The organism is Streptomyces sp. NPDC096323 (assembly GCF_040302845.1).
Classification (GTDB): domain Bacteria; phylum Actinomycetota; class Actinomycetes; order Streptomycetales; family Streptomycetaceae; genus Streptomyces.
Window position 1 is genome coordinate 301,063 of the sequence record NZ_JBEOSI010000005.1, and the last position, 19,383, is coordinate 320,445.

The window sequence follows — 19,383 nt, forward strand, 5'->3', positions numbered from 1 at the left end:
GCGCCCGCCCCCACGATCGCCTAGCCGAGCGCGGACTTCACCACATCCGCCAGCCGCCCGGCCACCGCGCGCGCCTGCTCGATGTCGGCCGCCTCGACCATGACCCGCACCAGCGGCTCCGTACCCGACTGGCGCAGCAGCACCCGGCCGGTGGCGCCCAGCTCGCGCTCGGCCTCGGCGACGGCCGTGGCCAGCTCCGGGGAGGTGTCCACGCGGGACTTGTCGACGTCCGGCACGTTGACGAGGACCTGCGGCAGGCGCTCCATCACCCCGGCCAGCTCGGCGAGCGAGCGGCCGGTGGCGGCGACCCGGGCCGCCAGCATCAGGCCGGTCAGCGTGCCGTCGCCGGTCGTGGCGTGGTCCAGGACGATGACGTGTCCGGACTGCTCACCGCCCAGCGCGTAGCCCTCGGCCTTCATCGACTCCAGCACGTAGCGGTCGCCGACGCCCGTCTGGACGAGCTGGATTCCCTCACGCTCCATGGCGATCTTGAAGCCGAGGTTCGACATCACGGTGCCGACCACGGTGTCCATGCGCAGCTGGCCGGCCTCGCGCATGGCGAGGGCCAGCACGGCGAGGATCTGGTCGCCGTCGATCTCCTCGCCCGCCGCGTCCACCGCCAGGCAGCGGTCGGCGTCGCCGTCGTGCGCGATGCCGAGGTCGGCCCCGTGCTCGACGACGGCGGCGCGGAGCAGCGCCAGGTGCGTGGAGCCGCAGCCGTCGTTGATGTTCAGGCCGTCCGGCTCGGCGCCGATCGTGACGACCTCGGCGCCGGCCCGGGCGAACGCCTCGGGCGAGACGTGCGCCGCCGCGCCGTGCGCCTCGTCCAGGACGACCTTCAGGCCGTCGAGGCGGTTGGGGAGCACTCCGATGAGGTGGGCGACGTAACGGTCGAAGCCCTCGGCATAGTCGCTGATCCGGCCCACGCCCGCGCCGGTGGGACGGGCCCACGGCTCGCCGGTGCGGTGCTGCTCGTACACCTTCTCGATGCGGTCCTCCAGCTCGTCGGCGAGCTTGTGGCCGCCCCGGGCGAAGAACTTGACACCGTTGTCCGGCATCGCGTTGTGGCTGGCGGAGAGCATCACGCCGATGTCGGCGCCCAGGGCGCCGGTCAGATAGGCCACAGCCGGGGTCGGCAGCACGCCGACGCGCAGGACGTCGACGCCCGCGCTGGCGAGACCGGCCACCACGGCGGCCTCCAGGAACTCTCCGGAGGCGCGCGGGTCGCGGCCGACCACGGCCGTCGGCCGATGGCCCTCGAAGGTGCCTGCCTCGGCCAGTACGTGTGCCGCCGCGACCGACAGGCCGAGCGCGAGCTCGGCCGTCAGGTCCGCATTCGCGACACCGCGCACGCCGTCCGTGCCGAAGAGTCGTCCCACTGGTGTCCTCCGAAGGTGCTCCGAAACGCAAAAAAATCAGACGAAGTAAGCAACAAGCCTATGAACGCCTTATGCCGTTATATGCCCGAGGCTGTCAATAAACGAACGCCCCGGCAGCACGAGGTGTGCCGCCGGGGCGAACGTGTAACGCGATTGAGCAGGCGGTTTAGCGCTTGCTGTACTGCGGGGCCTTACGGGCCTTCTTGAGACCGGCCTTCTTGCGCTCGACCGCACGGTCGTCGCGGGAGAGGAAGCCGGCCTTCTTCAGCGTGGCGCGGTTGTTGTCCACGTCCGCCTCATTCAGCGAGCGGGCCACACCGAGGCGCAGGGCACCGGCCTGACCGGAGACACCGCCACCCGAGATGCGGGCCACGACGTCGTAGCGACCGTCGAGCTCGAGGATCTTGAACGGCTCGTTGACTTCCTGCTGGTGCACCTTGTTGGGGAAGTAGTCCTCAAGGGTGCGACCGTTGATCTTCCACTTGCCGGTGCCCGGAACGATCCGGACGCGGGCGATGGCGTTCTTGCGACGGCCAAGGCCGGCCGCGGGCTGCGGGTCGCCGAAGCGGCCCGCGAGCGACTCGGAGGTGTACTCACCCTCGACGGGGACCTCGGACTCGAAGGTGGTCACCTCGGCGAAGGTCTCCTCGCCCTCGGTGCCCTCGATGGGGGTCTCAACAGTGGTCTCGGCCACGATGCTCCTCAGATCTTTCTTTACGTCTTTGGGGGGAGGCCGGAACTACTGCGCGACCTGGGTGATCTCGAACGGGACCGGCTGCTGCGCAGCGTGCGGGTGCTGGTCGCCCGCGTAGACCTTCAGCTTCGAGATCATCTGACGGCCCAGGGTGTTCTTGGGGATCATGCCCTTGATGGCCTTCTCGACGGCCTTCTCGGGGTTCTTCGCAAGCAGCTCGTCGTAACGAACCGAGCGGAGACCACCCGGGAACCCGGAGTGGCGGTACGCCATCTTCTGGGTCTTCTTGTTGCCGGACAGGTGAACCTTGTCGGCGTTGATGATGATGACGAAGTCGCCCATGTCCATGTGGGGGGCGTAGATCGCCTTGTGCTTGCCTCGGAGGAGGTTCGCAGCCGTGGTGGCCAGACGGCCGAGGACGATGTCCTCAGCGTCAATGATGTGCCACTGGCGAGTGACATCGCCGGGCTTGGGGCTGTACGTACGCACTTCGTAGCCTTCGCTTCTTCAGTGGATGGGGTCCAGACACATGGCACCTCTGAAGCGATCATGCAGCTGGGGCGCACACTGCCGGACGTGGTCCGTATGCGAGCCACTGGTAACTGCTCCAGGGAACAATCCCCGACAGTACCCCGCCCCGCCCGAACGGGTCAAAACGGGGCCCTCGGCGGGTCCCTCGGCCGGGGGGCGCGCGGGTTCCTGGTCCCCCGGGTGCGGGTCCCCCTTGGTGCGGGGTTCCGTCCTCAATCTCCCCCATAGCCTTAAGGGCATGGGGGGACCCCCATGACGGGCTTGAAGGGTGCGGCGTGCCCCGCAGGGTGCGGGCGCCCATGCCCGGTGGGGGGGTCCGGGGTCCCTCCGGGGCGTCTCCTCAAACGACGAACGTTCCGCCGGTACGCGAGGGACCCGGGTCGGTGTTCGTCGTCCTGCGGGGACTCCCCTGCACGCCCCCGGCCCCGGCCGCCTTGCGTCTGCGACAGTCGATCCACCGGGCGTACAGACGCACGGCGGCCGGGTGGGGGCGTGCAGGGGAGTCCCCGCAGGAAATGGCGTACGACGGGAGTCGGATGTCCACCCGGCCGCACATGCCATTTCTGAGGAGTCTCCCCGGAGGGACCCCACCCCCACCCACCGGACAGGGGCGCCCGCACCCGGCGGGGGAGCCGCACCACCAAGCCCGTCCGGCGATTGAGGACAAAGACCCGCGCCCCGGAAAACCGCTACCGCGCGCGAGACACCCGTCGCTCGTCCCACACCGGCTCCGCCGACTCGCGGACGAACCCGTCCGAGCCGAACACCAGGTACCGGTCGAAGGACTTCGCGAACCACCGGTCGTGGGTGACAGCCATCACCGTCCCGTCATACACCTCGAGCCCGTCCTGGAGGGCCTCCGCCGACTCCAGGTCCAGGTTGTCGGTCGGCTCGTCCAGGAGCAGCGCGGTCGTGCCGGCCAGCTCGAGGAGCAGGATCTGGAAGCGGGCCTGCTGCCCGCCGGAGAGCTTCTCGAAGGGCTGGTCCCCCTGCCGCTCCAGCTCGTACCGCCGCAGTACGGACATCGCGCCGCCCCGGTCCTTGGCCGCCTCCGTCCACAGGATGTCGACGAGCGTCCTGCCGAGGAGCTCCGGATGGGCGTGGGTCTGGGCGAAGTGTCCGGGCACGACCCTCGCCCCGAGCTTCCACTCCCCCGTGTGGGCCACCGGCTCGCCCGCCAGCAGGCGGAGGAAGTGCGATTTGCCCGACCCGTTGGAGCCGAGGACGGCGACCCGTTCCCCGTAGTAGATCTCCAGGTCGAACGGCTTCATCAGGCCGGTGAGCTCGAGGTTCTTGCAGGTCACCGCCCGCACCCCGGTCCGCCCGCCGCGCAGCCGCATCTTGATGTCCTGCTCGCGCGGCGGCTCCGGCGGCGGGCCGGCCTCCTCGAACTTCTTGAAGCGGGTCTGCATCGCGTGGTAGCGGTTGGCCATGTCGGGGCTGTTCGCGGCCTGCTGCCGCATCCGCAGGACGAGCGCCTTCAGCCGGGCGTGTTCCTCCTCCCAGCGGCGCAGCAGCTCCTCGAAGCGCGCGAACCGTTCCTTGCGGGCCTGGTGGTACGTGGCGAAGCCGCCGCCGTGGACCCAGACGTCGCTGCCGGCCGGGCTGGGCTCCACGCTGACGATCTTCTCGGCGGCGCGGGAGAGCAGTTCCCGGTCGTGGGAGACGAAGAGGACCGTCTTACGGGTCTCCTTCAGCTTCTCCTCCAGCCAGCGCTTGCCGGGGACGTCGAGATAGTTGTCCGGCTCGTCGAGCAGCAGCACCTCGTCGGGCCCGCGCAGCAGCGCTTCCAGCACGAGCCGCTTCTGCTCACCCCCGGACAGGGTGCGCACCTCGCGCCATTGCGCCTTCTCGTACGGGACGCCGAGCGCGGCCATGGTGCACATGTCCCAGACCGTCTCGGCCTCGTACCCGCGCGCCTCCGCCCAGTCGCTCAGCGCCTGCGCGTACGTCATCTGCGCGGCCTCGTCGTCGGTGGTGAGGATCAGTTCCTCGGCGCGGTCGACCGCCTGCGCGGCCTCGCGGATGCGGGGCTGGGCGACGGATACCAGCAGGTCCCGCACCGTGCGCTCGTCGCGTACGGAGCCGACGAACTGCTGCATCACGCCGAGCCCGCCGCTCACCGAGACGGAGCCGCCGTGCGGCTGGAGCTCCCCGGCGAGCAGCCGGAGCAGCGTGGTCTTACCGGCGCCGTTCGCCCCGACGAGGGCGACCACGGCCCCGTCCGCGACACGGAACGAGGCATCGCCGAGCAGTACCCGCCCGTCCGGTAGGTAGTACTCGAGATGGCCTGCTTCAAGATGTCCCATGCACAGCATTGTCACGGGCGGCGAAGCCCTGGCCCAACCGGATTACCCAGGGCCTAGGATTCGGCCCATGAGCTTTGGGCAAGGGGGGCCCTCCTGGGGGCCAGGGGGCACGGGGACACCGGACTGGGCGGCACTGGCCGAGGCGTCGGCGGCGCGCGCCAGGCGCAAGAGGTGGCTGATGATCGGCGGGGGCGCGCTGGCCACCGCCGCGGTCGCCGCGATCGTGGCGACGGCGGTCATCTCGACCGGCAAGGACGGTTCGGGCGGCGCGTCCGGGAAGAACGCGAGCGAGCTGCCGTCGGCGACCGCGCTGCCCAGCGAGACGGCGCAGCCGGAGCCGTCGTTCTCGTCGGTGGCCCCCGCGCCTCCGCCGGACCCGAAGGACTACATATCCGACGTCAGGAAGGACCGGCTTCCCGTCACCGTGGACGCCTTCTTCCCGGGCAAGAAGCTGACGATGGGTGACCGCGTCTACTCCAAGGGCGCGACGCACCGCACGACGAAGTGCGCCACGACCACGCAGGGCGCGCTGGGCTCGATCCTCGCGAGGAACGGCTGCGACAAGGTCATCCGGGCCACGTACGCGCGCAGCGGGGTGGCCGTGACCATCGGCCTCGCGGTCTTCGAGACGGAGGCCCAGGCCAAGAAGGCCGCCCAGCAGGCCAGCGGGGGCCTGGCGTCGCTGAGCGGATCGGGAGTGCCGACGTTCTGCCGGGGCGGCGCCATCTGCCGCCGTACGGCCAACTCCTACGGCCGGTACGCCTACTTCACGGTCGGCGGCTTCACCAACGGCAAGAACGTGACCAAGAGCGACAGAGACGTGTTCGCCGTCGGCGACGACCTGACGGACTTCACCTTCCGCCAGATCCGCCACCGCGGCGAGGTTCAAGCCTCTGCGGCAGCCACCGCCTGAGCCCCGTCACCCGGATGCGGAGGACCGCTGCCGTGCGTCTCGTCTTCCTGCTCTCCTTCCTGCGCATCCTGCGCCACCGCGACGCCATCGGCCCCGACCTCGCGCCCGACGAGGCCGTGGCCCTGGACCCGCCGGATGCCCCGCTGCGCGCCGCCCTCACCGCGGCCACAGCCGGTGACCACGCCCCGGCGCAGGAGCTCCTCGCGTCGACGAGGGTGCACGCCCAGTGGGAGCGCAGGGACGCGTACGTGAGCCGGCTGGCCCGGACCGCGCTGCACCACGACGGCTGGCTGGACGCCTGGGTGGCCCAGTCCCCCGACGACCCCGACGCCCTCCTCGTCGTCGCCGACCTCCACCTCCACCAGGCGTGGAAGGTGCGGACGAGCGCACGCGCGAAGGACGTCGAACGGGACCAGTTCCAGGCGTTCTTCGCGCTCCTGGAGGACGCCGTTCCGGTCATCGGCGCGGCCGCCGAGCTCAACCCCGCCGACCCGGTCCCCTGGCGCATCGCGCTCACCCACGCCCGTGGCATGCAGGCCCCGCGCGAGGTCTTCGACGCGTATCTCGCCGAGGCCGAGGCCCGCGACCCGCACCACTTCGGCTGTCACGCCCAGGCGCTGCAGTACCTGTGCGCCAAGTGGTACGGCTCGCACGAGGAGATGTTCCGGTACGCGGAGCGGGTGGCCGCGTCCGCCCCGCCCGGCTCGAAGCTGCACGCGCTGCCGCTCCAGGCGGCGCTGGAGTACCGGCTCTCCGAGGCGGACGAGCCCGAGGGCCCCGACCCGTACGGGCCCAAGGTCGAGGCGGCCATCGACCGGGCCCTGAGCCTGTCCGACACCTATGACGGGGCGGGCGACCGCGAGGCGGCCGGCTTCCGCAACGACCTGGCCCTGCTGCTGATCATGTCCGACCGGCCGGACGCGGCCCTCGACGTGTTCCGCGCCATCGGGGTCCACGCCACCGAGCACCCGTGGAACCGGCTCGGCGACCCTCGCACCGAGTTCCTGGAAGCCCGGTCCGACGTCCGGCTGGACCTCGCCTCCCGGATCCCGTTCTTCGGCCGCCCGCCCGAGCCGCCCGCCACCGCGCCCGACTGGGCGGCCCTCACCCCGCGCGCGGTCGCGATCGTCCCCGCGCCCCCGGCCGCCGTGGCCCAGGCCGCTCTGATCTGCGGCTTCTCCTTGCGTACGGCCCCGGCGGGCGAGGGCTACAGCTATGTGGAGGTGGTCCCCGAGGCCACGCGCGGCCGACGCGCGGCGCTGCTCCCGGAGGAGCCGCTGACCTCGGCGGCGGAGACCTTCACGACCGGCGAGAGCTGGCCCGCCCTGGTGCTGCACCGCACCCCCGAGCGCTGCACCGTCACCGCGCTCCACCAGGGCCGGCAGCTCGCGACGCACACCTGGGACGCCGAGTCCCCCGCCCCGGACCACGCCGACGTCCAGGCCGTCGCCGGGGAGCTGGCCCAGCTGTTCGGGGTGGCGGACCCGCGCCCGCTGGCCCACATCCTGCGCGCCACCGTCGACCCGGTCCGCCACCAGGCCGACCTCGTCACCGCCCTCGGCCTGCCGCCGCTCCCGCCGGGCTTCGGCGGGGACACCGAAATCCTCGGCGAGCTGCCCGGCGCCCGGGTGCAGGCCCGCCGCTCCATCCTGGCGGGGATGCGCGACACGATGACGACGAGCACGGGCAGCCATCCGCCCGCGACCGGCAACGCCCCTGCGCGCACAGCTCGTTGGTGGCTGACCCGTGGCGCCGCACTGGTCCTCGTCGGTGCGGCCGCGGTCTTCTCCTGGTGGAGCCCGCAGATCGGCTGGTTCCGCTCCTCGCTGCTGAGCTGCGCGGCGCTGTACCTGGCGGGCTCCCTCACGAACGCGCTGCGCCGGCGGACGCACACAGCTTCCTGACCGGCACTCAGCAGCAGCCGGCCCCCGGCAGCGTCCGCACGTTGCGGGCCTCCACCGCCCTGGCCGCCAGCAACTCGTCGGCCGGGTAGGCGACTTCCTCCAGCGTCAGCCCGTGCGGCCGGACCACGTGCACCCCGGGATCGCGCACCCCGGCGCCGAGAACCTCGGCCGGCCACGCGTACGGGCGGCGGCCGTCCCCCACGAACAGCATCGCCCCGACCAGCGCACGCACCATGTTGTGGCAGAAGGCATCGGCCTGCACGGTACCGGTGATGATCCCGGACGCCTCGTCACGGACCCAACTCAGCTTCTGCAGCGTGCGGATGGTCGTCGCACCCTCGCGCTTCTTGCAGTACGCGGCGAAGTCGTGCTCCCCCGTCATGCGCGCCGCAGCCGCGTTCATGGCGTCGAGGTCCAACTCCCGGTCGTGCCACAGCACATGACCGCGCACCAGTGGATCGACCCCGCCGGGCCCGTCCGAGATCCGGTACGCGTACCGGCGCCACAGGGCCGAGAAGCGGGCGTTGAACCCGGCGGGTGCCTCTTCGATGCGCCGGATCCGTACATCGGTAGCCATCCGCCCGGCCATCCGCCGCAGCAGCTTCTCCTGGTGCTCGGCCCACACCTCGTCCGGCAGGTCCACATGCGCGACCTGGCCCCGGGCGTGCACGCCCGCATCGGTGCGGCCGGCCACGGTCAGGTCGTAGGTGCGCGGGGAGCGGGTCACGGTCCGCAGCGCATCCTCGATCTCCCCCTGGACGGTCCGCCGGCCGGTCTGCTTGGCCCAGCCCGAGAAGTCCTTGCCGTCATAGGCCAGGTCAAGCCGCACCCGTACGAAGCCGGGCTCCACCACGTCACTCACACCAGCGGTCCTTTCAAGATCCCTGCACAGCGAAACGGGCCCGCACCGCCCCGAGGGGTGATGCGGGCCCGTCCAGAGGTCAGAACGCTCAGGCGTCCTTCGACTCCTCGTCGGCCTCGGCCGGCTTGGCGTCCTCGACGGACTCGACCGGGGTCTCGTCCTTCTTGAGGGCGTCTTCCTTGACCGCACGCTTCGTGGCGGCCTCGGCCTCACCGGTGGCAGCCTGCGCCACGGTCAGGGCCTCGACCAGCTCGATGACGGCCATCGGGGCGTTGTCGCCACGACGGTTGCCGATCTTGGTGATGCGGGTGTAACCACCGGGGCGGTTCTCGTACCGCGGGGCGATCTCGGTGAAGAGCGTGTGCACGATGCCCTTGTCCGTGATCGACTGCAGCACCAGGCGACGGTTGTGGATGTCGCCCTTCTTCGCCTTGGTGATGAAACGCTCGGCGACCGGACGCAGGCGGCGGGCCTTGGCCTCGGTCGTGGTGATGCGGCCGTGCTCGAACAGCGACTTCGCGAGGTTGTTGAGAAGAAGCTTCTCGTGCGCAGCGCTGCCGCCCAGACGGGCACCCTTGGCGGGCTGAGGCATGGTTTTCTCCTTGTGTGCTGCACCGGCCGTATCAGGTACCGGTGTCAGTTCCCGTAAGGCGGTCGCCCCACGGAAGTCATGTCTGCCGGCCGCACTCGAATTCTGACATCAGCCAAAACCAAGCCTGTCCGGCGATTGAGGACATGCCCTCACGCCCGAGCCATCTCCAGCTCGCCGAGCCAATTTAAGCCCGTCCGGCGATTGAGGACAAAAGCCCCCGCCCGGTCCGGGGCACCCGTCAAAGACAGGCACCCCAGCCGGAGGCGTACTAGTACTGCTCGGTCTCCACGAAACCGGCGTCCGCGTCGTCGTCCGCGCCGAACGCGTCCGCGGCGGCGGTCGGGTCGAAGCCGGGAGGCGAGTCCTTCAGCGCCAGGCCCATACCGGCCAGCTTCGCCTTGACCTCGTCGATCGACTTCGCACCGAAGTTGCGGATGTCGAGCAGGTCCGCCTCGGAGCGGGCCACGAGCTCGCCCACCGAGTGGATGCCCTCGCGCTTGAGGCAGTTGTACGAGCGGACCGTGAGCTCGAGCTCCTCGATCGGCAGCGCCAGATCGGCGGCGAGCGCGGCGTCCGTGGGCGAGGGGCCCATGTCGATGCCCTCGGCGTCGATGTTGAGCTCGCGCGCCAGACCGAACAGCTCGACCAGGGTCTTACCGGCCGACGCCATGGCGTCACGGGGACGCATGGCCTGCTTGGTCTCGACGTCGACGATCAGCTTGTCGAAGTCGGTGCGCTGCTCGACACGGGTCGCCTCGACCTTGTACGTGACCTTGAGCACCGGCGAGTAGATGGAGTCGACCGGGATCCGGCCGATCTCCTGGCCCGCCTGCTTGTTCTGGACGGCGGAGACGTAGCCGCGACCGCGCTCGACGGTCAGCTCCATCTCCAGCTTGCCCTTGCCGTTCAGCGTGGCCAGGACGAGGTCCGGGTTGTGGACCTCGACACCGGCCGGCGGGGCGATGTCGGCAGCGGTGACCAGGCCGGGGCCCTGCTTGCGCAGGTACATCACGACCGGCTCGTCGTGCTCCGAGGAGACGACCAGCTGCTTGATGTTGAGGATGAGGTCGGTCACGTCCTCCTTGACGCCCGGCACGGTGGTGAACTCGTGCAGGACACCGTCGATACGGATGCTGGTGACAGCGGCACCCGGGATCGAGGAGAGGAGCGTGCGACGCAGGGAGTTGCCGAGCGTGTAGCCGAAGCCCGGCTCCAGCGGCTCGATGACGAACCGCGAGCGGAACTCGTCAACGACCTCTTCGGTCAGCGACGGACGCTGAGCGATAAGCATGTGTGAATCCTTCAGTCATGGGCGCCCACTATTTGACACCCGACAGATGAAACAAGGATACGGGCGGCACACCCCGTAGGGGGCGTACCGCCCGTACCCACGCTACTGACGCACGGCCGTCACCGGCCGTGACGAATCAGACGCGGCGACGCTTCGGCGGACGGCAGCCGTTGTGCGGCGTCGGGGTGACGTCCTGGATCGAACCGACCTCCAGGCCCGTGGCCTGCAGGGAGCGGATCGCGGTCTCGCGGCCGGAGCCCGGACCCTTGACGAAGACGTCAACCTTGCGCATGCCGTGCTCCTGCGCGCGGCGGGCGGCCGACTCGGCGGCCATCTGCGCGGCGAAGGGGGTGGACTTGCGCGAGCCCTTGAAGCCGACGTGGCCGGCGGAGGCCCAGGAGATCACGTTGCCCGCGGGGTCCGTGATCGAGACGATGGTGTTGTTGAACGTGCTCTTGATGTGGGCGTGCCCATGAGCGACGTTCTTCTTTTCCTTGCGACGCACCTTCTTGGCTGCGCCCTGACGACCCTTGGGGGGCATGTCTTGACTCCAGATGGAGAGGGGAGGTGATCGGTCCTACAGCGAAGACCGCTGGTTGCTGCGGATGCCCGGCGGACCGGACGCTCGCAGTACGTCCGCTGAGGACTACTTCTTGCCCGGCTTCTTCTTACCGGCGATCGCGCGACGCGGACCCTTGCGGGTACGGGCGTTCGTGCTGGTGCGCTGGCCGTGGACCGGCAGACCGCGACGGTGACGGATCCCCTGGTAGCAGCCGATCTCGATCTTGCGGCGGATGTCGCCCTGGATCTCGCGGCGAAGGTCACCCTCGGTGCGGAGGTTGGCGTCCACGTACTCGCGGATCTTGACCAGGTCCTCTTCGGCCAGGTCACGAACGCGGGTGTTCGGGTTCACGCCTGCGGCGGCGAGGATCTCCTTGGACCGGGTGCGCCCGATGCCGAAGACGTAGGTGAGGGCAACCTCCACGCGCTTTTCGCGCGGGATGTCAACACCTGAAACGCGTGCCATTCAATGGCTCCAGTTGTTAAGTCGGGGGTCTTCCGCAGCGCCACTCCCGGCCGCCGACCTTCTCACTGGGAGAGGTGGTACGCCCGGGTCCCCGGCCCCCGCCGGAGGTGTCGTCAGCCGTGGCTTGGACGGGCACTGCGTATGTACGTTTACGTGCGTCGCGCGAAGTACTGCGAGATGCAGGGGGTCGTGCGTCAGCCCTGGCGCTGCTTGTGGCGCAGGTTGTCGCAGATGACCATGACCCGACCGTGACGGCGGATCACCTTGCACTTGTCGCAGATCTTCTTGACGCTCGGCTTGACCTTCATGGGATGTCAGGTTCTCCGGGTCAGTGCCGGCACCCCGCCGAAGCGAGATGTAGGCAAGATCTACTTGTAGCGGTAGACGATCCGGCCACGCGTCAGGTCGTACGGGGAAAGCTCCACCACGACCCGGTCGTCCGGAAGGATTCGGATGTAGTGCATCCGCATCTTGCCGGAGATGTGCGCGAGGACCTTGTGACCGTTCTGGAGCTCCACCCGGAACATCGCGTTCGGGAGGGACTCGATCACGGTGCCCTCAATTTCGATGGCACCTTGCTTCTTGGCCACGCTTCGCCTTTCGAATCGGCTACCTTGATCGACTCACGTCACTCGTATGTGGACACACGGATGCACGAGAGCCGACGAGTTAGTCTACGTCAGCGGACTCCAAAAGACGAATCCGTCAAGTTTGCCCACCGCGGGAGATCCTTAGACCTCGCGGTGGCCCCCAATCAGCCCGGGGGGACGGGCACGTCTCAGCCCAGCGGGTCCGGCGCCGCCTCGACCCCGTACTGCGCCAGCTTCTCGCGCCCGCAGTCCGGAGCCGTCAGGACCAGCGGGCCCTGCTCCGTGAGGGCGATGGAGTGCTCCCAGTGGGAGGACCAGGTGCCGTCGGTGGTGATGACGGTCCACTCGTCCTCCAACACCTCCGTACGGGCCGTGCCGAGGGAGACCATCGGCTCGATGGCCAGGCACAGGCCCGGGACCAGCTTGACGCCCTTGCCGCGCTTGCGGGAGACGTAGTTCAGCACGTGCGGGTCCATGTGCATCTCGGTGCCGATGCCGTGCCCGCCGTAGTCCTCGATGATCCCGTACTTGCCGGTCGCCGGACGGGGCTGGCGGCGGATGTAGGACTCGATCGCCTTGGAGATGTCGACCAGGCGGTTGTTCACCTTCATCGCCGCGATACCGGCCCACATCGACTCCTCGGTCACCCGGGACAGCTCGATGAGCTCCGGAGCGTGACCGGTGCCGACGAAGGCCGTGTAGGCGGCGTCGCCGTGCCAGCCGTCGATGATCGCGCCGGCGTCGATGGAGATGATGTCGCCGTCCTTGAGGACGGTCTTGTCGTCCGGGATGCCGTGGACGACGACCTCGTTCACCGAGGTGCAGATCGTCGCGGGGAATCCGCCGTACCCGAGGAAGTTCGACTTCGCGCCGTGGTCGGCGATCACCTTGCGCGCGACCTGGTCCAGGTCCTGGGTGGTGGCGCCGGGCACCGCCGCCTCACGGGTGGCGGCGTGAATGGCGGCGACCACCAGCCCCGCCTCACGCATCTTCGCGATCTGCTCGGGGGTCTTGATCTGCACCATTGCACGGCGCCTTTCTGGATCAGCGGGGACGGGTATTCAGCGGGGACGGATCTTCAACGATACGGCGGCAAGCAGTCGGCCGCGGCGCCCAAGGACGCCGCGGCCGACTGCACTGCTGGTACTGCGGGTGTCCTCAGCCCTCGTCGGACTTCAGAGCCTCCATGGCCCGCTCGGTCACCTCGGTGACCTTGCCGAGCGCGGAGATGGTGACCACCAGGTCCTGGGCCCTGTAGTAGTCGATGATCGGCTCGGTCTGCGTGTGGTAGACCTCGAGCCGGGTGCGGACCGTCTCTTCGCTGTCGTCGTCGCGCTGGTACAGCTCGCCGCCGCAGATGTCGCAGACACCCTCGGTCTTCGGCGGGTTGTACGTCACGTGGAACACGTGCGCGCTCTCGTTGCGGCAGACCCGGCGGCCCGCGATCCGCTTCACGACCTCGTCCTCGGGTACCTCGAGGTCGAGCACCGCGTCCAGCTTTACGCCCTCGTCCTTGAGCATCACATCGAGAGCCTCGGCCTGACCCACGTTGCGCGGGAAGCCGTCGAGCAGGAAGCCGTTGACCGCGTCCGGCTGGGACATGCGGTCCTTGGCCATCCCGATCGTGACCTCGTCCGGCACCAGCTGCCCCGCGTCCATGTAGGCGCGGGCCTGCTTGCCAAGGTCGGTGCCCTGGCTGATGTTGGCGCGGAAGAGGTCGCCCGTGGAGATGTGCGGAATCGACAGGTTCTTGGCAAGGTACGCAGCCTGCGTTCCCTTGCCGGCACCCGGCGGGCCGACGAGGACGATTCGCATCAGCGGAGGAACCCTTCGTAATTGCGCTGCTGGAGCTGACTCTCGATCTGCTTCACGGTCTCCAGACCCACACCCACGATGATCAGGATGCTCGTCCCGCCGAACGGGAAGTTCTGGTTGGCTCCGCCGAAGCCTGCCAACGCCATCGTCGGCACAAGAGCGATCAGACCCAGGTACAGCGATCCCGGCCAAGTGATCCTGTTGAGCACGTAGCTCAGGTACTCGGCAGTAGGTCGACCGGCCCGGATACCCGGGACGAAGCCACCATACTTCTTCATGTTGTCGGCGACTTCCTCGGGGTTGAACGAGATCGCCACGTAGAAGAAGGCGAAGAACACGATCAACAGGAAGTACGTCGTCAGGTAGTACGGGTGGGTGCCCTTGACGAAGTGGTCCTGGATCCAGACGGCCCAGCCCGAGGTGGAGTTGGAGAACTGGACGATCAGGGCCGGGATGTAGAGCAGCGAAGAAGCGAAGATGACGGGAATCACACCCGCCTGGTTCACCTTCAGCGGAATGTACGTGGACGTACCACCGTACGACCGGCGGCCGATCATGCGCTTCGCGTACTGCACCGGGATACGGCGCTGGGCCTGCTCGACGAAGACGACGAGCGCCACCATCACGAAGCCGATCAGGATGACGGTGAAGAACTCGATCCAGCCGTCCGCGAGCTTGCCGCTCGTCTTGATGGCCCACAGGGCGCCGGGGAAGCTGGCCGCGATCGAGATGAACATCAGGATCGACATGCCGTTGCCGATGCCGCGGTCGGTGATGAGCTCACCGAGCCACATGACGGCGGCGGTGCCGGCCGTCATCGTGACGACCATGACGATGGTCGTGAACATCGACTGGTTCGGGACGATCTGGTCGGCTACCGGGCAGCCGCTGAAGAGCGCGCCGCTGCGTGCGGTGGCCACCAGGCCGGTGCCCTGCAGGATGGCGAGTGCGACCGTCAGATAACGCGTGTACTGCGTGATCTTCGCCTGGCCGGACTGCCCCTCCTTCTTGAGCGCCTCGAGTCGGGGAATGACCACGGTCAGCAGCTGAAGAATGATGCTGGCCGTGATGTACGGCATGATGCCGAGCGCGAAGATCGTGATCTGCAGCAGTGCACCACCGCTGAACATGTTCACCAGGCCGAAGAGGCTGTTATTGCCCTTGCTTGCCTGATCAACACAGGTCTGGACGTTCTCGTAGCTCACTCCCGGTACCGGGATGTGTGCCCCGAGCCGGTAGAGCACGATGATGCCGAGCGTGAAGAACAGCTTCTTGCGCAGGTCGGGCGTCTTGAACGCCCGGGCGAACGCGGTGAGCACGGTGCCTCCTGCGACCCCCGCGCAATGCGTAGAGGTGACGGTCTTGAGGATCGACGAATACGTATGGGCCAAAGGTCCCCGGGCGCTTGCGCCCAGGGGGGTTATCACAGCAACGGACGCCACCTTACCGGCGTACATGCCCCCCTAGGAACGACCAACCGGGGATGCCCCATATGAGAGGCATCCCCGGTCGGATGTTCAGGCCACCGAATGGTCCGAGTTGTCTCAGACGAGCTCGGTGACGGTGCCGCCCGCGGCGGCAATCTTCTCCTTGGCGGAGCCGGAGACGGCGTCAACCGAAACCTGCAGTGCCACGGAGATCTCGCCCTGTCCGAGGACCTTGACGAGGTGGTTGTTGCGCACAGCGCCCTTGGCGACCAGATCGGCCACCGTGACCTCTCCACCCTCGGGGTAGAGCGTCGCGAGCTTGTCCAGGTTCACGACCTGGTACTCGGTGCGGAACGGGTTCTTGAAGCCCTTGAGCTTCGGGAGACGCATGTGGAGGGGCATCTGCCCACCCTCGAAGCGCTCCGGAACCTGGTAACGGGCCTTGGTGCCCTTGGTACCACGACCAGCGGTCTTACCCTTGGATGCCTCACCACGACCCACACGGGTCTTGGCGGTCTTGGCACCCGGGGCAGGCCGGAGGTCATGCGCCTTCAGCGGCTTGTTCTCCGCCATGTCAGTCGACCTCCTCAACCGTCACGAGGTGGCGGACGGTGTGCACCATTCCGCGGAACTCGGGGCGGTCCTCCTTGACAACCACGTCGTGCAGGCGCTTGAGCCCGAGCGAACGCAGGGTGTCGCGGTGGTTCTGCTTGCTGCCGATGTACGACTTCGTCTGCGTGATCTTGAGGCGAGCCATCACACACCCGCCGCACGGGCACGAAGGAGAGCCGCGGGGGCGACGTCCTCGAGGGGCAGACCGCGGCGGGCCGCGATCTCCTCGGGACGCTGCAGGCCCTGGAGGGCCGCCACGGTCGCGTGCACGATGTTGATCGGGTTCGAAGACCCGAGCGACTTCGACAGGATGTCGTGGACGCCGGCGCACTCCAGAACGGCGCGCACCGGGCCACCGGCGATTACACCGGTACCGGGGGAAGCAGGCTTGAGCAGAACGACGCCCGCAGCCTTCTCGCCCTGGATCGGGTGAGGGATGGTGCCCTGGATACGCGGAACCTTGAAGAAGCTCTTCTTGGCCTCTTCGACGCCCTTGGCGATGGCCGCGGGAACTTCCTTGGCCTTGCCGTATCCGACACCGACGCTGCCGTCACCATCGCCCACCACGACCAGCGCGGTGAAGCTGAAGCGACGACCACCCTTCACGACCTTGGCGACACGGTTGATCGCGACGACGCGCTCGACGTACGCGGTCTTCTCGGCGGCAGCTGCGCCGCCGTCACGGCCCTTCCGGTCCCGCCGCTCGCCGCCACCGGCACCGCTTCCGCGGCGCTGGGGTCCAGCCATTGGAATTACCTCTCTCTGTTACGTCCGCTGTGCGTAGGAACCGGGGCTTAGAACTTCAGCCCGGCTTCACGGGCGGCGTCAGCCAGAGCGGCAATCCGCCCGGCGTACTGGTTACCACCGCGGTCAAACACGACGGCCTCGACGCCTGCGGCCTTGGCGCGCTCGGCGACCAGGGCCCCGACCTGCTTGGCGAGGGCGCTCTTGTCGCCCTCGACGCCGCGGATGGAAGCGTCAAGCGTCGACGCCGACGCGAGCGTGTGGCCCGCGATGTCGTCGATGACCTGAGCGACCATGTGGCGGTTGGAACGCGTCACAACCAAGCGCGGACGCTCGGGCGAACCGGAGATGTGCTTCCGGACGCGGATGTGGCGGCGCTTGAGGGCGGCACGCTTGTAGGCGTCGCCCTTGGCGATCTTTACTCCGTATGCCATGGCTTACTTACCCGCCTTTCCGACCTTGCGGCGGATAACCTCGCCGGCGTACTTGACGCCCTTGGCCTTGTACGGGTCAGGCTTCCGCAGCTTGCGGATCTTCGCCGAAACCTCGCCGACCTTCTGCTTGTCGATGCCCTCGACAGTGAACTTCGTGGGCGACTCGACCTTGAAGGTGATGCCTTCGGGGGCCTCGATGAGGATCGGGTGGCTGTAGCCCAGGGCGAACTCCAGGTTGGAGCCCTTCGCCTGGACGCGGTAACCGACACCGCTGATCTCGAGCGCCTTGATGTATCCCTGGGTCACGCCGGTGATCATGTTCGCCACCAGCGTGCGGGACAGGCCGTGAAGGGCCTTGTTCTGACGCTCGTCGTTCGGGCGGACGACGTTCAGAACGCCGTCCTCACCCTTGGTGACCTCGATCGGCGCGGCAACGGTGTGCGAGAGGGAACCCTTGGGGCCCTTCACCGCGACCGTACGGCCATCGATGGTGACGTCCACACCGGCGGGAACCTGGATGGGGAGCTTGCCGATTCGCGACATGAGCTTTTCCTCCGTTCCCGACTACCAGACGTAGGCGAGGACTTCCCCACCTACGCCCTTCTTGCTGGCCTGCTGGCCGGTCAGGAGACCGTGGGACGTGGAGATGATCGCCACGCCCAGGCCGCCGAGAACCTTCGGCAGATTGGTGGACTTTGCGTATACACGCAGACCCGGCTTCGAAATGCGCTTGATGCCGGCGATCGAACGCTCGCGGTTCGGCCCGAACTTCAGGTCCAGAACGAGGGTCTTGCCGACCTCTGCGTCCTCGACCTTCCAGCCGGTGATGAAGCCCTCCTGCTGGAGGATCTCCGCGATGTGCGACTTGATCTTGCTGTGCGGCATCGAAACATCGTCGTGATACGCCGAGTTCGCGTTACGCAGACGCGTGAGCATGTCTGCGATGGGATCAGTCATGGTCATGAGTTGGCCTTCGGCCTCTCTCGCCGGGGTTTCCTGTATGCGCCATCCCTCTCCCCACTCAGTGGCGGGACGGGTGCGGTGCGGGGACCTACGGCGTAGTAAGTCGGTCTAGGGCGGCAGGCGCCCAACCCCACAAGCCTACGGCATGCGAGGACGGGCTCCTGCCGACCAGATACTTACCGAGAGCTTCCGGGTAATGCCTACGCCCCTAGGGGCGAAGGGGAATTACCAGGAGCTCTTGGTCACGCCCGGCAGCTCGCCACGGTGAGCCATCTCACGAAGGCACACGCGGCACAGGCCGAACTTGCGGTAGACGGAGTGGGGCCGGCCGCAGCGCTGGCAGCGGGTGTACCCGCGGACGCCGAACTTCGGCTTACGGGCGGCCTTAGCGATCAGGGACTTCTTCGCCACGGTCAGTTCTCCTTGAACGGGAAGCCGAGGTGACGAAGGAGGGCACGACCCTCGTCGTCATTGGTCGCCGTGGTGACCACGGTGATGTCCATGCCCCGGACCCGGTCGATCTTGTCCTGGTCGATCTCGTGGAACATGACCTGCTCCGTGAGACCGAAGGTGTAGTTGCCACGGCCGTCGAACTGCTTCGGCGACAGGCCACGGAAGTCACGGATACGCGGAAGCGCGAGCGACAGCGTACGGTCCAGGAACTCCCACATGCGGTCACCACGGAGGGTGACGTGGCAGCCGATCGGCTGCCCCTCGCGCAGCTTGAACTGCGCGATCGACTTGCGGGCCTTGGTGACGGCCGGCTTCTGACCGGTGATCGTGGTGAGGTCGCGCACGGCGCCATCGATCAGCTTGGAGTCGCGGGCGGCGTCGCCCACACCCATGTTGACCACGATCTTGACCAGACCGGGGACCTGCATGACGTTCTCGTACGAGAACTCCTCACGCAGCTTGCCGGCGATTTCCTCGCGGTAGCGCGTCTTGAGACGCGGCGCAGTGGTGGTAGTCATCAGATGTCCTCACCGGTGCGCTTGGCAACGCGGATCTTGTTGCCCTCGTCGTCAAAGCGGTAGCCGACGCGAGTAACGACCTTGTTGCCGTCCTTCTCAACAACCAGCTGCACGTTGCTGACGTGGACGGGGGCCTCGGTCGTCACAATGCCACCGGTCTGCGAACCGCGAGCGGTCTGACCGGCCTTCGTGTGCTTCTTGACCCGGTTGACACCCTCGACGAGAACGCGGTCCTGAGCGGGGTAGGCAACGATGACCTTGCCCTGCTTGCCCTTGTCCTTGCCGGTGATGACCTGAACCAGGTCGCCCTTCTTGATCTTCATGC

The 19,383-nt window shown here is 68.1% G+C and carries 25 protein-coding genes; 2 read left to right on the top strand and 23 right to left on the bottom strand.

Annotated features, from left to right (window positions below; all coding sequences use genetic code 11):
• Positions 1–20: 20 nt before the first annotated feature.
• The 4 genes from glmM to ABTX18_RS16185 form a co-directional block, all read right to left on the bottom strand.
• A complete protein-coding gene (gene glmM / locus ABTX18_RS16170) occupies positions 21–1,379 on the bottom strand; it encodes a phosphoglucosamine mutase (RefSeq protein WP_352123358.1) in 1,359 nt (452 codons plus the stop codon).
• A 166-nt stretch (positions 1,380–1,545) separates the two neighbouring features.
• Positions 1,546–2,073: a 30S ribosomal protein S9 gene (gene rpsI / locus ABTX18_RS16175; RefSeq protein ID WP_219573707.1), complete on the bottom strand. Its 528-nt coding sequence runs from the start codon at positions 2,071–2,073 to the stop codon at positions 1,546–1,548.
• Positions 2,074–2,118: 45 nt separating this feature from the next.
• Positions 2,119–2,562: a 50S ribosomal protein L13 gene (gene rplM, locus ABTX18_RS16180; protein ID WP_136328420.1), complete on the bottom strand. Its 444-nt coding sequence runs from the start codon at positions 2,560–2,562 to the stop codon at positions 2,119–2,121.
• 731 nt (positions 2,563–3,293) lie between these two features.
• Positions 3,294–4,913: an ABC-F family ATP-binding cassette domain-containing protein gene (locus ABTX18_RS16185; RefSeq protein WP_352123359.1), complete on the bottom strand. Its 1,620-nt coding sequence runs from the start codon at positions 4,911–4,913 to the stop codon at positions 3,294–3,296.
• Positions 4,914–4,980: 67 nt separating this feature from the next.
• Between ABTX18_RS16185 and ABTX18_RS16190 the strand changes: the two genes are divergently transcribed.
• Both ABTX18_RS16190 and ABTX18_RS16195 read left to right on the top strand, forming a co-directional pair.
• Entirely contained in the window at positions 4,981–5,826 is an 846-nt protein-coding gene (locus ABTX18_RS16190) for a hypothetical protein (RefSeq protein WP_352123360.1), read from the top strand.
• Positions 5,827–5,858: 32 nt separating this feature from the next.
• Positions 5,859–7,730, top strand: a complete 1,872-nt coding sequence (locus tag ABTX18_RS16195) for a hypothetical protein (protein WP_352123361.1) — start codon at positions 5,859–5,861, stop codon at positions 7,728–7,730.
• A 7-nt stretch (positions 7,731–7,737) separates the two neighbouring features.
• Here ABTX18_RS16195 and truA read toward each other — a convergent pair whose 3' ends face one another.
• From truA to rplX, 19 genes are all read right to left on the bottom strand, one after another.
• Positions 7,738–8,592: a tRNA pseudouridine(38-40) synthase TruA gene (truA, locus tag ABTX18_RS16200; protein ID WP_352123362.1), complete on the bottom strand. Its 855-nt coding sequence runs from the start codon at positions 8,590–8,592 to the stop codon at positions 7,738–7,740.
• A gap of 88 nt (positions 8,593–8,680) precedes the next feature.
• On the bottom strand, positions 8,681–9,184 hold the full coding sequence (gene rplQ / locus ABTX18_RS16205) for a 50S ribosomal protein L17 (RefSeq protein WP_136328425.1): 504 nt from the start codon (positions 9,182–9,184) through the stop codon (positions 8,681–8,683).
• Positions 9,185–9,452: 268 nt separating this feature from the next.
• Entirely contained in the window at positions 9,453–10,475 is a 1,023-nt protein-coding gene (locus tag ABTX18_RS16210; protein ID WP_024755423.1) for a DNA-directed RNA polymerase subunit alpha, read from the bottom strand.
• 136 nt (positions 10,476–10,611) lie between these two features.
• Entirely contained in the window at positions 10,612–11,016 is a 405-nt protein-coding gene (gene rpsK / locus ABTX18_RS16215) for a 30S ribosomal protein S11 (protein WP_006376016.1), read from the bottom strand.
• 105 nt (positions 11,017–11,121) lie between these two features.
• Entirely contained in the window at positions 11,122–11,502 is a 381-nt protein-coding gene (rpsM, locus tag ABTX18_RS16220; RefSeq protein WP_014154579.1) for a 30S ribosomal protein S13, read from the bottom strand.
• A gap of 194 nt (positions 11,503–11,696) precedes the next feature.
• Positions 11,697–11,810: a 50S ribosomal protein L36 gene (gene rpmJ, locus ABTX18_RS16225; RefSeq protein WP_003956441.1), complete on the bottom strand. Its 114-nt coding sequence runs from the start codon at positions 11,808–11,810 to the stop codon at positions 11,697–11,699.
• A gap of 60 nt (positions 11,811–11,870) precedes the next feature.
• Positions 11,871–12,092, bottom strand: a complete 222-nt coding sequence (gene infA, locus ABTX18_RS16230) for a translation initiation factor IF-1 (protein WP_014047798.1) — start codon at positions 12,090–12,092, stop codon at positions 11,871–11,873.
• A 188-nt stretch (positions 12,093–12,280) separates the two neighbouring features.
• On the bottom strand, positions 12,281–13,117 hold the full coding sequence (gene map, locus ABTX18_RS16235; RefSeq protein WP_352123363.1) for a type I methionyl aminopeptidase: 837 nt from the start codon (positions 13,115–13,117) through the stop codon (positions 12,281–12,283).
• A 133-nt stretch (positions 13,118–13,250) separates the two neighbouring features.
• Entirely contained in the window at positions 13,251–13,907 is a 657-nt protein-coding gene (locus ABTX18_RS16240; RefSeq protein ID WP_352123364.1) for an adenylate kinase, read from the bottom strand.
• A complete protein-coding gene (gene secY, locus ABTX18_RS16245; protein WP_352123365.1) occupies positions 13,907–15,226 on the bottom strand; it encodes a preprotein translocase subunit SecY in 1,320 nt (439 codons plus the stop codon). The genes ABTX18_RS16240 and secY overlap by 1 nt, the downstream gene beginning before the upstream one ends.
• A 225-nt stretch (positions 15,227–15,451) precedes the next feature.
• Entirely contained in the window at positions 15,452–15,907 is a 456-nt protein-coding gene (rplO, locus tag ABTX18_RS16250; RefSeq protein ID WP_018550610.1) for a 50S ribosomal protein L15, read from the bottom strand.
• Between the two features lies 1 nt (position 15,908).
• Positions 15,909–16,091, bottom strand: coding sequence for a 50S ribosomal protein L30 (gene rpmD / locus ABTX18_RS16255; RefSeq protein WP_018550611.1), 183 nt, complete (start codon positions 16,089–16,091; stop codon positions 15,909–15,911).
• Positions 16,091–16,693 carry a 30S ribosomal protein S5 gene (gene rpsE / locus ABTX18_RS16260; protein WP_352123366.1) on the bottom strand — a complete coding sequence of 201 codons (603 nt, stop codon included), beginning with the start codon at positions 16,691–16,693 and terminating at the stop codon, positions 16,091–16,093. Before rpsE ends, rpmD begins: the two co-directional genes overlap by 1 nt.
• Positions 16,694–16,740: 47 nt before the next feature.
• Positions 16,741–17,124, bottom strand: coding sequence for a 50S ribosomal protein L18 (rplR, locus tag ABTX18_RS16265; RefSeq protein WP_024491593.1), 384 nt, complete (start codon positions 17,122–17,124; stop codon positions 16,741–16,743).
• Between the two features lie 3 nt (positions 17,125–17,127).
• Entirely contained in the window at positions 17,128–17,667 is a 540-nt protein-coding gene (gene rplF, locus ABTX18_RS16270; protein ID WP_136328431.1) for a 50S ribosomal protein L6, read from the bottom strand.
• Positions 17,668–17,688: 21 nt separating this feature from the next.
• On the bottom strand, positions 17,689–18,087 hold the full coding sequence (gene rpsH, locus ABTX18_RS16275; RefSeq protein ID WP_136328432.1) for a 30S ribosomal protein S8: 399 nt from the start codon (positions 18,085–18,087) through the stop codon (positions 17,689–17,691).
• Between the two features lie 225 nt (positions 18,088–18,312).
• Complete coding sequence (locus ABTX18_RS16280; protein ID WP_024491590.1) at positions 18,313–18,498, bottom strand: type Z 30S ribosomal protein S14; 186 nt, start codon at positions 18,496–18,498, stop codon at positions 18,313–18,315.
• 2 nt (positions 18,499–18,500) lie between these two features.
• Entirely contained in the window at positions 18,501–19,058 is a 558-nt protein-coding gene (gene rplE / locus ABTX18_RS16285) for a 50S ribosomal protein L5 (protein ID WP_014047789.1), read from the bottom strand.
• Positions 19,058–19,381: a 50S ribosomal protein L24 gene (gene rplX / locus ABTX18_RS16290; protein ID WP_018550616.1), complete on the bottom strand. Its 324-nt coding sequence runs from the start codon at positions 19,379–19,381 to the stop codon at positions 19,058–19,060. The genes rplE and rplX overlap by 1 nt, the downstream gene beginning before the upstream one ends.
• Between the last annotated feature and the right edge of the window lie 2 nt (positions 19,382–19,383).

Excerpts from the sequence above, each read along its gene's own strand:
- ABTX18_RS16185 (WP_352123359.1), bottom strand. The coding sequence starts at position 4,913 with ATGGGACATCTTGAAGCAGGCCATCTCGAGTACTACCTACCGGACGGG.
- ABTX18_RS16190 (WP_352123360.1), top strand. The coding sequence starts at position 4,981 with ATGAGCTTTGGGCAAGGGGGGCCCTCCTGGGGGCCAGGGGGCACGGGG.
- rplQ (WP_136328425.1), bottom strand. The coding sequence starts at position 9,184 with ATGCCTCAGCCCGCCAAGGGTGCCCGTCTGGGCGGCAGCGCTGCGCAC.
- ABTX18_RS16210 (WP_024755423.1), bottom strand. The coding sequence starts at position 10,475 with ATGCTTATCGCTCAGCGTCCGTCGCTGACCGAAGAGGTCGTTGACGAG.
- rpsK (WP_006376016.1), bottom strand. The coding sequence starts at position 11,016 with ATGCCCCCCAAGGGTCGTCAGGGCGCAGCCAAGAAGGTGCGTCGCAAG.
- rpsM (WP_014154579.1), bottom strand. The coding sequence starts at position 11,502 with ATGGCACGCGTTTCAGGTGTTGACATCCCGCGCGAAAAGCGCGTGGAG.
- rpmJ (WP_003956441.1), bottom strand. The coding sequence starts at position 11,810 with ATGAAGGTCAAGCCGAGCGTCAAGAAGATCTGCGACAAGTGCAAGGTG.
- map (WP_352123363.1), bottom strand. The coding sequence starts at position 13,117 with ATGGTGCAGATCAAGACCCCCGAGCAGATCGCGAAGATGCGTGAGGCG.
- ABTX18_RS16240 (WP_352123364.1), bottom strand. The coding sequence starts at position 13,907 with ATGCGAATCGTCCTCGTCGGCCCGCCGGGTGCCGGCAAGGGAACGCAG.
- rplO (WP_018550610.1), bottom strand. The coding sequence starts at position 15,907 with ATGGCGGAGAACAAGCCGCTGAAGGCGCATGACCTCCGGCCTGCCCCG.
- rpmD (WP_018550611.1), bottom strand. The coding sequence starts at position 16,091 with ATGGCTCGCCTCAAGATCACGCAGACGAAGTCGTACATCGGCAGCAAG.
- rpsE (WP_352123366.1), bottom strand. The coding sequence starts at position 16,693 with ATGGCTGGACCCCAGCGCCGCGGAAGCGGTGCCGGTGGCGGCGAGCGG.
- rplR (WP_024491593.1), bottom strand. The coding sequence starts at position 17,124 with ATGGCATACGGAGTAAAGATCGCCAAGGGCGACGCCTACAAGCGTGCC.
- rplF (WP_136328431.1), bottom strand. The coding sequence starts at position 17,667 with ATGTCGCGAATCGGCAAGCTCCCCATCCAGGTTCCCGCCGGTGTGGAC.
- rpsH (WP_136328432.1), bottom strand. The coding sequence starts at position 18,087 with ATGACCATGACTGATCCCATCGCAGACATGCTCACGCGTCTGCGTAAC.
- rplE (WP_014047789.1), bottom strand. The coding sequence starts at position 19,058 with ATGACTACCACCACTGCGCCGCGTCTCAAGACGCGCTACCGCGAGGAA.
- rplX (WP_018550616.1), bottom strand. The coding sequence starts at position 19,381 with ATGAAGATCAAGAAGGGCGACCTGGTTCAGGTCATCACCGGCAAGGAC.